Origin of the sequence: Flexithrix dorotheae DSM 6795, assembly GCF_000379765.1 — a bacterium.
Classification (GTDB): domain Bacteria; phylum Bacteroidota; class Bacteroidia; order Cytophagales; family Flammeovirgaceae; genus Flexithrix; species Flexithrix dorotheae.
In genome coordinates, this window is record NZ_KB903430.1 from 431,558 (window position 1) to 447,139 (window position 15,582).

Consider the following 15,582-nt stretch of genomic DNA (forward strand, 5'->3'; position numbering starts at 1 on the left):
TTATTTACATAAAATGAACACATCAATTATTAAAATTACAATCATCACATTTGTTTTACTCAGCACCAATTTATTATTAGCCCAGGTGTACCAAAAAGAAAATCCTTTTGCCCACACTTTTTCAATTGTGGCCAGGGATGCCCAAACTGGGGAAATGGCTGTTGGAGTACAGAGCCACTGGTTTTCTGTAGGAAGTATTGTTTCATGGGGGAAATCAGGGGTCGGGGTGGTGGCCACCCAGTCGTTTGTAAATCCAGCTTTTGGCCCGAACGGACTAGAATTAATGGAGAATGGAAAGTCTGCTGAAGCTGCCCTGAAGGAACTCATTGAAGGGGATGAAGGCAGGACATTCCGCCAAGTGGCTTTTTTGGATACTAAAGGCGGTGTTTTTGCCTATACCGGGGAAAAATGCATTGAGGCAGCTGGTCATGACACAGGGGATAACTTTTCAGTTCAAGCCAACATGATGCTGAATGAAAAGGTAGTTCCTGCGATGGCAGCAGCATTTAAAAAACATATGGATTTGCCATTGGCAGAGAGGGTGGTGAAAGTATTATTAGCCGCACAGGAAGCCGGTGGAGATATAAGAGGCAAACAATCTGCAGCCTTAATTGTGGTTGGAGGAAAAAAAGTAGAGGAACCCTGGAAGGATAAATTAGTGGATTTAAGGGTGGACGATCATGAAAACCCACTGAAGGAACTGGAAAGATTGTTAAAAGTACATCGGGCGTATGAGCACATGAATAATGGAGACCTGGCCATGGAAAAAGATAATATGGAACTGGCGCTAAAGGAATATGCTGAAGCGGAAAAACTATTTCCTGAAAACCTGGAGATGAAATACTGGAAGGCTGTCGGATTGGCCAACAACGGGGACCTTGAAACAGCAATACCAATTTTTAAGGAAGTTTTTGAAAAAGATCAAAACTGGAAAGAATTAACCAGGAGATTACCAAAATCAGGGTTGCTAAACCTCAGCCAGAAGGGAATTGACCAAATTCTTTCTTTGTAATTTGAAAGTAAATTGCAGACCCTAAAACTAACCTTAACTCCCTGATTAAATACCAATTAAAGGTCTGTTTTTTAAATTATGTACCTTCAAATTATTAAATCGTCCAGAATCTTTTTCAATGCTTTGCTATTTTTCATTTAATTTGCAGTAATTTTTTTTAAAAGCATAAGGACATAAGATTAAGAACATGAGGATATTATTGGTTGGATATGGCAAAATGGGGAAGACCATTGAAAAAATCGCCAAAGACAGAGGAAATGAAATAGCCGGAATTATTGATGTGGATAATTTCAGTGATTTGGAGAATATGAAGAAAGAAGATGCTGATGTGGCCATTGAATTCACCCAGCCTGATGCCGCTTTTAAAAACATTTCTACCTGTCTCAGCAAAGGGATTCCAGTGGTAAGCGGAACAACTGGATGGCTTGAAAAGAAGTCTGAAATCGAAATGATTTGCCTCCAAAATAAAACTGCATTTTTCTATGCCTCCAATTATAGCATAGGAGTAAATCTGTTTTTTAAGTTGAACCAGATTCTTGCAGGTATGATGAACAGGCATCTACAATATAATGTAGCCATGTCAGAAACACACCATACAGAGAAAAAGGATGCGCCAAGTGGCACTGCCATTACATTGGCGGAAGGAATTATTGCCAATTTGGAGAGGAAAAACAACTGGAAACTGGAGCATGACCAACAAAATGAGGATGACATTCCAATTCAGCCATTTAGAAAAAAGGATGTTCCCGGAACCCACACCATAGAATACAATTCCGAAGTAGATAGTATTTCTATACAACATGTAGCCCATAGCCGACAAGGTTTTGCTGAAGGTGCTGTGCAGGCTGCAGAATGGCTTGTGGGAAAAGAAGGGATTTTTGGAATGGATGATCTTTTAAAATTTTAATGGTCTTTACCTGAAATTCAGTATTATCAACCATATAGCAAATAATATTAATTACTTAAAATCTATAAAATGAATTTAAATGTCTTCAATAAAAAGGATAACCCCTCTGAAGCCCATAAGGTGGAAAAGAAGAAAGGCGTAGTAAGGGAGTGGGCCGATGCAATTGTATTTGCAGTAATTGCAGCTACAATCATCAGATGGTTATTGTTGGAAGCTTTTACCATACCAACCCCTTCTATGGAAAAATCACTTCTGGTAGGCGATTTCCTTTTTGTAAGTAAAATACATTATGGTGCCCGGACTCCTAAAACTCCACTTCAGGTTCCGCTCACCCATCAGAAAGTTTGGGGTACTGAAATTCCTTCTTATGTTGATTGGATTCAGTTGCCACAATTCCGGTTACCAGGATTTTCATCCGTGGATAACAACGATGTGGTGGTTTTCAATTATCCCAATGAATATCCCGGGAACCCCAGAGGAGAGGCTCAATATCCGGTGGATCTTCGAACCAACTACATTAAAAGATGTATAGGTATTCCCGGTGATTCCTTGAAAATTGTCAATAAGGTAGTCTATGTAAATGGTGAAGAATTACCATTCCCTGAGCATATGGAAACCAGCTATTCTGTAGAATCTAATGATGTCATTAATCAAAGAGTTTTTGAAAAGCTGGATATTACAGATGTAAGACAGGGTTCCAGAGCTGGATCTGCCAGAGTGCTTTATAACGTTCATGCTGAGCAGGAAAAAATTGACAAATTGAAATCCTATGATTTTATAAAGTCGGTGGACGAAATCGTGTATGAAGAAGGCCAGTCTGCAGGGGTTTTCCCCAATGACAGAAATTTTGACTGGAGTCTGGATAACTTCGGATCGGTTTATATTCCTCAGGAGGGCGACAAAATAAAGCTGGATTCCATTTCCCTTCCTTTATATGAGAAAATCATCACTATCCACGAAGGAAATGAAAATGCCAGAGTGGAAGATGGGAAATTATATATTGATGACAATGCTGTTTCGGAATATACTTTCAAGCAAAATTATTATTTTATGATGGGTGATAATCGTCATAACTCACAGGATTCGAGAATATGGGGATTTGTACCAGAAGATCATATTTTAGGTAAAGCCTTATTGATCTGGTGGTCTGTGGCTCCTCCTACAGCAGAAAACAACAACATTTTCTCCAGAGTAAGATGGAGTAGAATATTTAAATTGATTGATTAAAAGTTCCACTTTTGTCTACAAAAAAGCCTTTCAAATTCATTTTTTGAAAGGCTTTTTTATTTTCTCTGCCGAAAAAATTAATCATAAAATTTCTCCCGGAACAAATGGGGTAAAGTCAACCTGTTCTTTTGCCACAATTGCCATTAAACCATCCACCGGAATTTTCTTTTTGCTTTCTGCTAATAAATAGATAAACCCCGAGGTATATGATTCCAATTCCATGGTAGCCTTATCAGTTTCTACTTCTGCAATTGCCTGGTTTCCATTCAAACTTTCCCCCTCCTTCACCAGCCATTTAGAAATTGTAGCATATTCCATATTATCTGCCATTTTAGGCATGAGGATAGGTTCGAACTCAATTTTTGTTTTCAGGTCTTTTAATATAAATTCCTTTTCTTCAGATGTATATTTAGATTTTTGGTTGCTATCTTCTTCCTCCTCTAAGGACCCAAACAAAAAACCGAATATTTTTTTGATCATCGTACGGGATTTTAATTTTAAACTGTTAAGCAGTTTCCACTTTTCCCTTTCTTTTAGAAATTAACTCAATACTGTAAACACTAAAAAATCCTAACACTGCCAGTACAATTGCTCCCAGTAAAAAAGCTTCATTGCCGGTAATTTCCTCAAATAAAAATGGACTGACATTTACCTGCCCAAGAGGTTTTTCCACTCCATGCCTGTCGAAGTAAGTGGTCACTGTTTCTTTCCATGGCCATACTTTATTTAATGATCCCAAAAGAAAACCAATTAAAGTAGCCACTATAATATCATGATACTTTTTGAAAAGCCAGGTGAGCAAATGGGAAAAGGAAATTAGTCCCACCAAACAGCCTACTCCAAAGGCAGCAATAATTTTCAAATTAGCCAGAATCTCTGCTGTATCCACTGCCACAAGTGCATCAATCAGCTGCTTTATTGATCCAAAAACCAATTGATAAGCACCTAAAAGAATAAGGATAAAACTTCCGGAAATACCAGGCAATATCATGGCACAAATGGCAATTGCTCCACACATAAAAACATAAGCCATTCCAGAGTCTTCATCTGCAATGGTACTAATGGAGGAAATGTACCAGGCCACTATTGTACCTATAATTAAAAAAACCACTGCCAAAGCGGACCATTTTTTTATCTGACTGGCAACCAAAAAAACTGAAGCGATGATTAATCCAAAGAAAAATGACCAGATCAGGATGGGATGATTTTGCAATAAAAATAAAACCAATCTTGAAAGTGAAACAATTGAAAGCCCTATCCCTAAAAATAAAACCGCCAAAAATTTACCATTAATTTTTTCCCAGAAGGCTTTTAGTTTAAAAGAAAATAATAATTTGATGGCTTCTAAATCCACCGATTTGATGGAAGCTAAAAGCTCCTCATAAATTCCGGAAATAAATGCAATTGTTCCTCCGGAAACCCCCGGAACTACATCAGCAGCACCCATCGCCACACCTTTTAAAAATAGAAATATTCTGTTTTTCACTTTGTTTGTGGATTTATTTTAATAATAGAAGATTATTATTTACTCGGTAAAAATGATCAACCATACTGTAATGGTGAGTCCAAAAAAATCTTCGGCAAAACTGAGGAAAATTTTACAGGAAACAAATTTAATCAAATGGTGCATTTACAAAAATTAAGGAATGGAAGGTAGGGAAAATAAATTCAATGTTGTATTACTTGAAAAATAACGAAAAAAGACCAACAATTTTGAGTACAAAGACTACAGTTTAGTCTTTCTTTTATAATAACAAACAAATCCCTATTCACATTAATAATCCATATCTGCATTCCCATACTGTGGGTACCAGAAATCTTTTGTTCAATTTTTAAAAATACTGCATGACCAAACGATTACTCATTTTATAAGCCCTGATGGCTTAATCTTTACTATAGCCCGAATGGAGCTATCTATAGTTTTATCACCTAAAATGAGACAACCGTTATGAAAACTAATCAGCTAATAAAGTTATCAATTCTGTTTTTTCTTGCCCTTTCCACCAATTCCTGTAGTGATTCGGCAGATCTGGCCAATCAGGAAGAAGAAATTTCTGAAGTTGTAGGCTATCCAAATGTGGATGAAGAATTATGGCCTTATTTCGAAAAGTTTGAAATAGAAGGGAAACAGGAAGGCTGGGACATTGATTTGGTAAAAGAAGGTATTACAGGGACTATTGCCGAAATTGAGGAGAATAATGTGCTCGGTCAGTGTAGTTTTAATCGCGCTAATCCCAATCATGTAATGATTGACAAAACTTTTTGGTCAACTGCCAGCGACCGGTTTAAAGAGTTTGTGGTATTTCACGAACTCGGCCATTGCTTTCTCTTGAGAGACCATTTGGAAGACGTAAATGTAAATGGAACCTGTGTCAGTATAATGCGAAGTGGTACAGGCTTCTGCAGAGATAATTACACCGCATTCACCAGGGAAAATTATATTGATGAGTTATTTGATCGGGACCGATTTAATGATATTAATTTCTAATTTCTCAACCCTGGGCAATTCTCAATTGGTTAAAAGATTTTGTTAGCGGGGCCTGTCTTTTTCGGCCCTGCTTCCTTGAAGCTTCCGAAGTGAGATTGACAAAAGAATTCTTATGAAGATCTTGCTCGAGAAAGTGGTTTATTCAATACATTGGAAATTATTGATCAATTTTTCGAAATGATACTCCAGGGCCATTTCAGAGAAGTTTCCCAAGATATTCCAATACTTTACTCCGGCTGTTTTCCGGTCCACTCCGGGCTTTTTCCCAATGACTACTTTATGGTTTTTAGGCTGGATGATTACCTACATATTTGTAGTGTAATCAAAATCAATTTATAAACAATAAAAAACAATCAGTCATGAAAACTTTAAAAAAATTAGCGCTTTTTTCATTTGCAAATTTATTCGCTCTAGGGATAGTAATGGCAGATCCAGGAACAGGAAATGATTCCAAGAATAAAAGCAATGAAACAGCCGTAATGACTCAGAAAAAATCAAATAGTCCAATAGCTAATAATTATAAATTAAATAAAAATATAAAAGCCAATAGAGAATTGGCAGCCCCTGTGGTTTCAAGTCCAACCAGCAATAATTTTAAGGACAATAACTATAAACTGAATAAAAATAAATCAGTAAATACCGAGGAGGGGAATTCGATTGTAACTCAGAAAGAAGAGCAAAGCAGTTTCCCGGTATTTAAAGGACACAAACACGCGAAAAGTAGTGGAAAGACTCAATAGTTTGGGATTAGTAAAATAGAAAGTTAAAAATACCCGGCAGTTGCCGGGTATTTTTTTATATATCATCGTGATTAGAATTCTTTTTTAAATTACTTATACTCAAACCCTTCACTTAAACCTCCTACATGCAATGTAAAATCACCTGGTTCAATTAATTTTTTACCATCCTCATCGGGATAGCTCAAATCTTTTTCGGGATTGATCTCGAAAGTAAAGGTTTTACTTTCACCTGGTTTAAAGTGCTGCTTTTCAAAATATTTAAGGGCCTTTACAGGTCTGGTATAGGTTCCTACTTCATCTGAAATGTACCACAACACTGCTTCCTTGCCTTCCACATCTCCCGTATTGGTAACCGTCACCTGAGCAGTCATTGTTTTTTTTCCTGAAATAGATTTACTACTTAGTTTCAGATTCTTGTATTCGAAAGTAGTATAACTTAAACCTTCACCAAAATTGGCAATTGCATTTCTGTTTGTATGGTCCTCCTGAAAGAACAACTCCATATTTTTATGGTTATATGGATACCAGTGCCCTGCAAAAGCCGGGTAGGTAAAGGACATTTTACCACTCGGATTGGTTTGGCCACTCAACACTTCTGCTATAGCCTGCCCGCCTTCAAATCCGGGAAGCCCTGCCCAAATGAAAGCATCACAATTATCCAATACTTCTGTGACCAGTCTTGGCCTGCCTGCCACCATAATCAACACAACAGGTTTACCAGTTAACTGCGCTTCCTTAATCAATTCAATTTGATCTTTTTCTAATTCCAAAGAAGGTATATTCCCAGGTGTTTCTGAATAGGGCTCCTCCCCGGCTACCACTACAACCGCATCTGCATCGATTGCAGATTTTCTTAAACCTGCTTTATCAGTAAGCTCCACCTTAGTACCGGAAAATTCCTTTTTCATCGCTGTGAAAACAGTATGCATGTCCTTGGGAAATAATTGCTCATCAGTTGGAATCCATCTAAGGGTCCACCCCCCGGCCAAAGCCTTTTTCGAGTCTGCATTTTTTCCTGTCAACACTATTTTCTTTGGGCTTTTTAAAGGGAGAATTCCTTCATTTTTAGTCAGTACTAATGATTCTCTGGCAGCGTTCAAAGCCTTCTCCACGCTTTCAGGGCTTTTTATTTTGTCCGATCCATTATTCCCTGGATAGGGATTATCAAATAAGCCGGCCTGAAATTTCAACCTCAGGATTCTGGCTACTGAAAGATCTATTCTATCCATGGAAATCCTTTTTTCTTCTACCAATTCTTTGAGCTCACCAAAAAAGTCGGTGGTATATGGTGTCATGGACATATCAATTCCGGCCATGATGGCTTTGTAGGTAGCCTCTTTCATATCTTTTGCCACTTTATGCGTTTTATGCAGCCGAATCACATCCTCCCAGTCCGTCACAACCGCTCCTTTAAATCCCATTTGATCTCTTAGCAATTTAGTCAACAACTTATGAGAGGCATGCACGGGAACACTGTTGATATCCCCTCCATTTATCATAAATGATTTTATCCCGGCATCAACCAAAGCCTGGAAAGAGGGCACAAAAAACTCCTGTAGCTGCTGATCATCAATAGTAGCCGGAGTTCTGTCCCACCCATTATCCGGATCAGAATATCCAATAAAATGTTTGGCTGTAGCCACCTGTTTGTGGGGAGCAGTTTCCGGATGATTTTCCAGCATTTTCACATAGGCCGCTCCCATAACCGAACAGACATAAGGATCTTCGCCATAAGTCTCGTAAAACCTTGGCCAGTTGGGGTTTCTTCCAATATCTACCACAGGGCAAAAAATCCAATGATGCCCCAGGTTTGCAGTTTCCAGACCAACCACATAGGCTTCATCTGTAGAAAATTGAGGTTGAAAAGTAGCCCCAATATTTATGCTATGGGGGAAAATAGTGCTGTTCTCCAGATAATTTGCCCCATGCATATGGTCAACCCCATAAATCATGGGAATTTTGAGCCGACTATACCGCATATTTAACTCCTGAAGCAATTTGGAATATTCATACCAGTTTTCCGCAGGAACGGCAATTCCATTCAGAAAAGAGCCAATTTTATACTTGGTTAAATACTCAATTACTTTAGCAGTATCAAGATTCAGCAGGGTTTCAGGTGGAGCAGAGGGGTCGGTAGCTGCGTTTACTTCTTCAGCAATCATATTGTTATTGATCTGAGTCATCTGACCGATTTTTTCCTCGAGAGTCATTTTGGAAATCAGGTCATCAATTTTAGCCTCCATCTCTTTATCAGAGGTCCTCTCATGCGCTCTTCTCTCTTTGTCAGTCATTTCCTTTTCCTTTGGATCATTGGGAATTTGGTAGCCAAAAATCATAAAAATCCCAATGGAGATCAGAAATATCCTGAGCTTAAACGTTGTTTTGTAATACACTTTCATTTCATATCATTTTTTAATTTCCTTTAAACTTAAAAAATGAATGAATGAAGTAGAAATCAGTTAAAGAATATCTTTTAAGAGCTGAAAAGAATCATGTTTTTTTATGAGGGCAGATAGGTTAAAGTAAAATCCCTACTAATTAAGCATAAGATATTCGTTTATAAACGGAATACATTCCTGGGTTGAATCCATTTTTTGAAAATACCCTATAAATAATTCATCATTCTCACTATAAAATTCTTTAGGAATTCTTATTTTTTGTAAACCAGAATCTAAGGGAAAATACATTATTCTATTTCCATTGAAAACACAGTTTTTTATGATCAATGAATCAGAAATGCCTACAATATCATAAACCAATCCTAAATCCCCATTATCTAGTAAAAGTGGTTTATAAAATAAATACTTCCCATTTTCTTGTATCTGGAAACATTCCCCCTTTTTATAATTCTTTGGTTCTACCCCCTCAGTTTTATTTATTTTCCCTTTATTAATATCTACAGATAAAAATTTATTCTTCCAATACTCTTCACAATCAAAAAATTCAATTGAGTTTAATATTGAATATGCTATTTTTTCATAGCCTTTATTATTTTTCGTATGTGGGATTGTGACCACTGCCTCAACAGATTCAAAATCATTATCCAGCCAAAATTTTATTTTTTTATTATTTTTAAAAGTATCAATCACAATAGAATACACACCTGTTTTTCTCTTAAACTCTATACTTTCCAAGGAGTCTATTTGAAGAGAATCTGCAAGTAACAGATTTTGAATCTTATCGAGATTGTAGATGGTTTGTACGGTTTGTTGAATATTGGTAATTGAAAAACTTATCCCATATTTAAAAAATTTATTCATTTTATAAACATAATCCTTTTCACTTCCAGAAATTATTTCAGATACAGTATCTGGAAAAAATACCCTGGTCCCTGCCAAATAATCTGTGTGAACTGAAGGATTATTATCAATAGATGAGCCTATTAGTAAAGAATCAATTTTAAACTCCCAATACCGCTGAATATCTACATTTCTACTATGATCAGTTTCCTTATCATAATCCTTCTGCATTTTGGATAAATCTTTTCGTGTTTGCCTTAGGAGTTTGGTTACTTCCTTTTCATTCTCCTTTCCCAATCCTTCTATTTTTGAATTTAAAACTCTGGAATGATACTCTGTAATATTAAAATGGTATTGTTCATGCCGTAACAAATCCTCACTATGTTTGGCGGAAGACTTCACCCAGGACCCAACATTATTTTGTCCTGCGTAAGATTTATATGCCTTGATTATTGAATCGTACTCTATATATACAAAGCTTTGGATTCCTGCACTGTAGGAAGTAAAAGGAAGGGGAATCCCATCAAAATCTTCCCAGGTTAACAGAGTCCAGTTTTTAATCTTTTTTTCTCTATAAAAATCTTTTTCATATAAGATTACTATAGATAATATTGCTAGAGAAAAAACTGAAATATAACTTTTAGTTTTTACCAGATTCGCCACTTGAATAAACTTAATAATTGATTTAATAAGAAATATACCAATTCAAAAAATAAAACGGCAAATGCCATCCCCAACAGGCTTAGGACTATTTTGAATATTAACCTGAATGATAAAATATAATAAGTTTCATTTATTAGGTAGTCCAATAAACTTATTATAATCCATCCAACAATAAATGAAAAAAAGGTATGATAAAAACGACCTTCGAAATCATTGCTCCTCTTATGTTCTATTCTATAGGAAATATGGATAAAAGGAATGATTACCAACAAAAGTGTAATGTAAAAATATTTACTTACTTCCTGGTACCATGGTTCTGAAGAATAAAGATTAAAAACAATTATTCCAGAATAAAATATTAAAGAAACACAAATAGTTGAGTAAAATTCCCTGAAAGAAAGTGTTCTTAAAAATGGTTTCCTTTTCTTCGGATTTGTAGTGTTATCAATTGGATTTGTATTTTCTGCTTCTATTACTTTTTTTTTGATTGAAATACAAGCTCCATGCTTTTCATTCAAAACCAGAATTGCCGCTTCCAAAGCCTCTTCTTGATAATCTTTTTTATTAACTAGAATTTGTCTTAACTGGCTTTCTGTTTTTTTGCTGTATAAGTCGTAAAAATGCTTATTCATTAGGAATAAAAAATTACCAAATCTAGAGATTAAATATAAAACATCCTTCTCACATTATTGATAACCCCATAAATATACACCTATTATTTAAAGTTTTCGAATTGTATATTTCTACTCCTTCCCCATCATTCTAAAAGAAAACCAACCCAGCATGCCAATTAACAAAATCATGATTCCCCAAAGCCAGGCTTTGTTTTCAAATAAGGGTGAAGCTTTTAGTTCTTCCGGATGGTCAATCTCCTCTTCTTTTCCCAATTGAAGTACAGCTAAATTTGCAGGAATATTGGCGGTGTGATGATTGATATCGTAAGATGGCATTCTGACATTTCCCCCATAAACCAGGAAATAATCAGCTGTTTTGGTAAACCTGGCTAACAACTCATGCTGATATCCTTTGGCGGTAATTTTCCCAATGGACAATGGCTCATTATCCCGATTTTCTATTATCAACCTCAACTTTTTTAAGGTGTTACCATCCAGCGAAAAAGCATTATTTTCAATAGAATTCAGAATTCCTGTCCCAATAGTTTTGTAATTATAATGCCAGCCCATTTCCGTTTTTACTGAATCTGATAAATACTGAATTCTCACAGGCCGGTAAAAATCAAAATCTTCATTTATTTCTACTTGCAGGTAATTAACCGGAACGGAGATTTCCAAATCAATATCTAATATGGTTTTATGGCCTTTTTGATCCTCTGAAACAGCCTTTTTCACAATTTTATAATCGTTGTAAACCGGCTTCAGGATGTCATTTTTAAGCACTTTTGCCGATTTTAAGGCTGGTTTATCCGGAGTTTTGATGAGCAGGCGATAATAGGAATAAGTAGCATTTGGGAAAGATACTTTAGTAAAATGGTAATCAGTTTGAGGATTTTTGATAGACAAAATTCTATAATCATCCACCAGGGTAAACCATTCCTGTTGATCCTGACTGCCTTCTAGCTGCACTTTCCAGTCAAAATTTTCCTGATTAAAATCCAGGGATATCTGGTCAACAGTTTCCGCTGAAGCTACTTTAAAAGTAAAATAGTGACCCTTCGCATTTTGGGAAACATTCATCAGCTCAAAACTGATTTCTTTAGTGGTGTGTTTCCCATTCAGCTTTTTGAGCAAATATGGTGCTTCCACTGTATCATTTTCATTGGTGATGCCATAAATCCTCAAATCATTCAACCGGGAAGAAACCCTGCCATAAATATCCACCGGAAGTGTTATTTTATGCCATTGATCAGAAACACCATCAATTGATCTTTTATAATTAAATTTCTCCACCTGTGCATGGGAAAGTGAAGCAACCAAACACAGTAAAAAGGTAATAATTTTAAGCCTCAACTTCATCTGAAAGAACAGTTTTGTATTTGTTGTATAAAAAGGAAATAATCAACAATAATAGCCCCAGGGATACAAAAACTATGGTTTTTGAAATGGTATCGAGTTGGGAAATATCATAGAAAAACAGTTTGATTAGGGTAATTGCGAATAAGGCTATCGCCCCAATTCGGAGATGTTTTTTTCGTTTCCAAATCCCCAAAGCTATAAGCATGAGCGCATAAACTCCCCACAATATACTTAAACCCAGTTTATAAGCCTGATCGGACCCTGAAAGATCTAGCCAGTTGATTAATTCGCTACTGGTTACCCATAAAATTGAAATATGCATCAAAGCATCGAAAGCTATAGGAAATTGTTTTTCCTTAAATTCCTGTTTCACATATTGATAAGTAGCCAATAAAACCATCCCCAGAAATACAAAAGACACATATCGGATACCGATATGAAAAGTCCCCTTGTGGTAGTATTCGGCTAAATTTTGGGAAATAAAACTATCTCTTAATTCGCTGAGTGCGTACAAACCGGCAGTCAGGAAAGTAATAATAGCCAGCACATTGAGGAACAAATTAACAATGGCCAGCTTCCTGTTTTTCAGCTTTTTCAAATTAATAAAAGACAACACTGCCCAAAAAAACAGGGAATAAATAATAGTCCAAATGGACTTAAATGTTTTCAGATCGTAATTGAAATAATAGTTGGAGTAAGTATCACCATCCTCCGTGATGTAAATTTCCGAATCTATGTACAACTGATCCCAGTAAGTTTCAATCTCCATATTAAAGGCAAAATAAGAAACAATTAGTAAAATACCGGGTATTACCACCGGCATAATTTGATAAATACCTTTTGCCGGTTTTAAGGGAGAAGTAAATTTGGTTTGCTGATTCAGCCAATTGATAAAACCAAAGGCTGCTATAAAAAGCATGGAAGTCAGGAAATTAATATTGAATAGCGGAGTAATTCTGGATTCCGGAACTGATTTATAATAATTGCCATAATCATTATCCCAATCGTGGAAAATACTGAAAAATGCCAAAAGCATTAAGGCATAAGAGATTTTTTCATAAAAATCTATGTTTTTGGTTCGGCCAATCCAGAAAAGTAATGCTGCTTCACCCACCCAGAGCAAGGTTACCCAGTTTCCATCCAACTGAACAGGAATCGCCATGGTGATGAAAACCATGACCAAACCAATGACCAGGTAAAACAAGTTATTGGAACCCAATTTTTTCTTTTTAATCAACGCACCTACTGCAAAATGGACTAATGCATTAGCCAGGGTAAATAGGCCTAGCAATTCTCCGGTAAGGGTGTGATTATCTAAAATATCGAACCCTATTCCATAATAAATAAAGGAATTTGCCAGAATGAGCAGGATATCCACCTTCATGAATTTTTCCTGTTTCACCAGTTTGTAGGCCAGGAAGGTTACATAAAAAGTGATGAAGAATATAGTCAGAAAAGTTATGGCTAAGGCAAAATGGTCTTCAAAATTATATTCCATCAAAAACCAGGGAATGAAAATTAACCAGGTAAGCCCAAAAGCCGCATAATATAAGGATTTCCAGTATTTTTTAAATGCAATTACCAAAATTCCGACATTGATAATCGCCATGTAGCTGAACAATACAGCCACTTTTCCGGAACCATCACTTAACAAAAATGGAACGGCATATGCGCCTACAAGACCAAAATGGGCAATCACAGGTCTGTTGTAATTCAGGGCAGCAAAAACGGTAAAAGCGGTAAAAACAACCATGAGTGCAAATGTGGCAGCCTGTGGGAAAAGGTCGTAGAAACTATAGGCGGCAAAAGTGATAAAATACATAATTGCCATGGCTCCACTCACCAAAACAGCACTGAAATTCTCGTACTTTGTCTTGAGTTTCATGCCGAAACCTAAGAGAACTATCCCACTAATGTATCCGAGTACAATCCGGGTTAAGGGACTGATCAGGTCATGATCGATCGAATATTTGGCACCAATAGCCACCCCAATTACCAGAATAATAATACCAATTTTATTGATCAGGTTTTCCCCGATAAACTTTTCAAAATCAGATTTTGGGAAATAACTTTTGGCAGGTTTTTTCTTTTTTGTTTTAGCAAAAAAAGGCTGATCCTCCAGGCGAACCGACTTCTCTCTTTTAGGTGTTTCCGGTTGGATAACAGGTTTAATTTCTTCCTTCTGAACAGGTTCGGGTTTTATCTTTTCTGATAAAGCTTCCGATTTCTCTTCCTGAACTTTCAATTCAAGCAACTCCCTCCTGATATCCTCAATTTCTAATTCAAATTTCTTTTGCTGAACTGAAAGCAATTCCAACCTTTTTAATAGTTCATTTATTCTGTCTTGATTGTCAGTCATAAGTACCTGTACTTTTTTAATATTGAATCATTCCCCCTCATTATCAATTAGTTGCAGTAACTAAAAGATAGTTATTTCTGTCCAACCACTTATATCTTTTAGCAGGTTAGTAGTTATGGTTGTACGGGGGTTTATCATATTTAGATATAATTTTTTGGATAAAACGTCTCCTAAGGCAAATATTTATTCAATACCCATTCAGGAGTTGATATATCTGTTGGTTTTTTATCTCCGCATTACATACGGAGCTATTCGTGTTAAACCCTTTCCTGGGGTTTCGCGATTAAAACTTTTATTTCACACTATATCCATTTTTGATTTTTAAAATGTTCTGATCTTAAAATTCAAAACCGTGATTTTGTACAATGGTAAATTGCATTTATCTAAAAAAAACTCAGGCTCAAAAGACTTAATTTCACGTACCTAAATTTTATCAGCATTCAAATTCAATCCCGAAAGGGATTAAACATATCCATAACCTCGGATGAAATCCGGGGGCAAGGCAATACCTAAAAACTAATCCCTGAATAGGAGTTGAAAAATCATTCCACAAAAAAGCCAATTCAACAATCCAATTCTAAGCTCTTGATTGTTACCTTTTTAATAAAATGCAGAAACAATATCAGAATTTATTTGGTTGATTAGGAGATAAAACAAATTAAATTTTCAATTTTATTTTTTGTTTTTTGGAAAAAATCTTTACAATTGTGCCATCAATCACAAAATGATGAATACAAACACACCATATCAATCTCGTCCAAATGCTCACAATAGTTGTTGCTGTTGCCTGAGTTCCTGTTGTTGTGGTTAAAGAAAATTCTTTATTATTTCAGTTCATACTGATTATGTTGCCTTTTCTACCACAAGAAGAGGCTTTTTTGTTTTTTGAAGTGGTTCATACTTATTTTTTTAAGCTGCAAATTGCCACAGAGGCGTCTGCCTGGTTCAAGAACCTCAGTTCATAGAAAAATCTA

Annotated in this window: 12 protein-coding genes; 5 read left to right on the plus strand and 7 right to left on the minus strand. The window is 36.0% G+C overall.

The window, feature by feature from the left end; translation table 11 throughout:
• Positions 1 to 13 precede the first annotated feature (13 nt).
• The 3 genes from A3EM_RS0101775 to lepB all read left to right on the plus strand — a co-directional run bounded on the left by A3EM_RS0101775 (position 14) and on the right by lepB (position 3,146).
• Positions 14 to 1,012 carry a DUF1028 domain-containing protein gene (locus A3EM_RS0101775; RefSeq protein ID WP_020526443.1) on the plus strand — a complete coding sequence of 333 codons (999 nt, stop codon included), beginning with the start codon at positions 14 to 16 and terminating at the stop codon, positions 1,010 to 1,012.
• 187 nt (positions 1,013 to 1,199) lie between these two features.
• On the plus strand, positions 1,200 to 1,919 hold the full coding sequence (dapB, locus tag A3EM_RS0101780; RefSeq protein WP_020526444.1) for a 4-hydroxy-tetrahydrodipicolinate reductase: 720 nt from the start codon (positions 1,200 to 1,202) through the stop codon (positions 1,917 to 1,919).
• A 69-nt stretch (positions 1,920 to 1,988) separates the two neighbouring features.
• On the plus strand, positions 1,989 to 3,146 hold the full coding sequence (gene lepB, locus A3EM_RS0101785) for a signal peptidase I (RefSeq protein WP_020526445.1): 1,158 nt from the start codon (positions 1,989 to 1,991) through the stop codon (positions 3,144 to 3,146).
• An 81-nt stretch (positions 3,147 to 3,227) separates the two neighbouring features.
• Here lepB and A3EM_RS0101795 read toward each other — a convergent pair whose 3' ends face one another.
• Positions 3,228 to 3,626 (minus strand): biotin/lipoyl-containing protein, encoded by a 399-nt coding sequence (locus tag A3EM_RS0101795; protein ID WP_020526447.1) that lies wholly within the window; start codon positions 3,624 to 3,626, stop codon positions 3,228 to 3,230.
• Between the two features lie 25 nt (positions 3,627 to 3,651).
• Entirely contained in the window at positions 3,652 to 4,632 is a 981-nt protein-coding gene (locus A3EM_RS0101800) for a DUF368 domain-containing protein (protein ID WP_245576479.1), read from the minus strand.
• Between the two features lie 462 nt (positions 4,633 to 5,094).
• On the opposite strand from A3EM_RS0101800, the gene A3EM_RS0101810 reads away from it, so the two are divergent.
• Entirely contained in the window at positions 5,095 to 5,634 is a 540-nt protein-coding gene (locus A3EM_RS0101810; protein WP_020526450.1) for a hypothetical protein, read from the plus strand.
• Positions 5,635 to 5,993: 359 nt separating this feature from the next.
• On the plus strand, positions 5,994 to 6,374 hold the full coding sequence (locus A3EM_RS0101820; RefSeq protein WP_020526452.1) for a hypothetical protein: 381 nt from the start codon (positions 5,994 to 5,996) through the stop codon (positions 6,372 to 6,374).
• Between the two features lie 89 nt (positions 6,375 to 6,463).
• Here the strand turns inward: A3EM_RS0101820 and A3EM_RS41230 are convergent, their stop codons facing one another.
• From A3EM_RS41230 to A3EM_RS0101845, 5 genes are all read right to left on the minus strand, one after another.
• Positions 6,464 to 8,773 carry a glycoside hydrolase family 3 N-terminal domain-containing protein gene (locus A3EM_RS41230; protein WP_020526453.1) on the minus strand — a complete coding sequence of 770 codons (2,310 nt, stop codon included), beginning with the start codon at positions 8,771 to 8,773 and terminating at the stop codon, positions 6,464 to 6,466.
• A 135-nt stretch (positions 8,774 to 8,908) separates the two neighbouring features.
• The gene (locus tag A3EM_RS45405; protein ID WP_020526454.1) at positions 8,909 to 10,276 is read right to left on the minus strand and encodes a DUF922 domain-containing protein; all 1,368 of its coding nucleotides are present in this window, start codon (positions 10,274 to 10,276) and stop codon (positions 8,909 to 8,911) included.
• Positions 10,261 to 10,908, minus strand: a complete 648-nt coding sequence (locus A3EM_RS0101835; protein ID WP_020526455.1) for a hypothetical protein — start codon at positions 10,906 to 10,908, stop codon at positions 10,261 to 10,263. The genes A3EM_RS45405 and A3EM_RS0101835 overlap by 16 nt, the downstream gene beginning before the upstream one ends.
• Positions 10,909 to 11,019: 111 nt before the next feature.
• Positions 11,020 to 12,249, minus strand: a complete 1,230-nt coding sequence (locus A3EM_RS0101840; RefSeq protein WP_020526456.1) for a DUF3999 family protein — start codon at positions 12,247 to 12,249, stop codon at positions 11,020 to 11,022.
• Entirely contained in the window at positions 12,233 to 14,608 is a 2,376-nt protein-coding gene (locus A3EM_RS0101845; RefSeq protein ID WP_020526457.1) for a DUF2339 domain-containing protein, read from the minus strand. Before A3EM_RS0101845 ends, A3EM_RS0101840 begins: the two co-directional genes overlap by 17 nt.
• Between the last annotated feature and the right edge of the window lie 974 nt (positions 14,609 to 15,582).

Excerpts from the sequence above, each read along its gene's own strand:
- A3EM_RS0101835 (WP_020526455.1), bottom strand. The coding sequence starts at position 10,908 with ATGAATAAGCATTTTTACGACTTATACAGCAAAAAAACAGAAAGCCAG.
- A3EM_RS0101795 (WP_020526447.1), bottom strand. The coding sequence starts at position 3,626 with ATGATCAAAAAAATATTCGGTTTTTTGTTTGGGTCCTTAGAGGAGGAA.
- A3EM_RS0101810 (WP_020526450.1), top strand. The coding sequence starts at position 5,095 with ATGAAAACTAATCAGCTAATAAAGTTATCAATTCTGTTTTTTCTTGCC.
- A3EM_RS0101845 (WP_020526457.1), bottom strand. The coding sequence starts at position 14,608 with ATGACTGACAATCAAGACAGAATAAATGAACTATTAAAAAGGTTGGAA.
- A3EM_RS0101840 (WP_020526456.1), bottom strand. The coding sequence starts at position 12,249 with ATGAAGTTGAGGCTTAAAATTATTACCTTTTTACTGTGTTTGGTTGCT.
- A3EM_RS41230 (WP_020526453.1), bottom strand. The coding sequence starts at position 8,773 with ATGAAAGTGTATTACAAAACAACGTTTAAGCTCAGGATATTTCTGATC.
- lepB (WP_020526445.1), top strand. The coding sequence starts at position 1,989 with ATGAATTTAAATGTCTTCAATAAAAAGGATAACCCCTCTGAAGCCCAT.
- dapB (WP_020526444.1), top strand. The coding sequence starts at position 1,200 with ATGAGGATATTATTGGTTGGATATGGCAAAATGGGGAAGACCATTGAA.
- A3EM_RS0101820 (WP_020526452.1), top strand. The coding sequence starts at position 5,994 with ATGAAAACTTTAAAAAAATTAGCGCTTTTTTCATTTGCAAATTTATTC.
- A3EM_RS0101775 (WP_020526443.1), top strand. The coding sequence starts at position 14 with ATGAACACATCAATTATTAAAATTACAATCATCACATTTGTTTTACTC.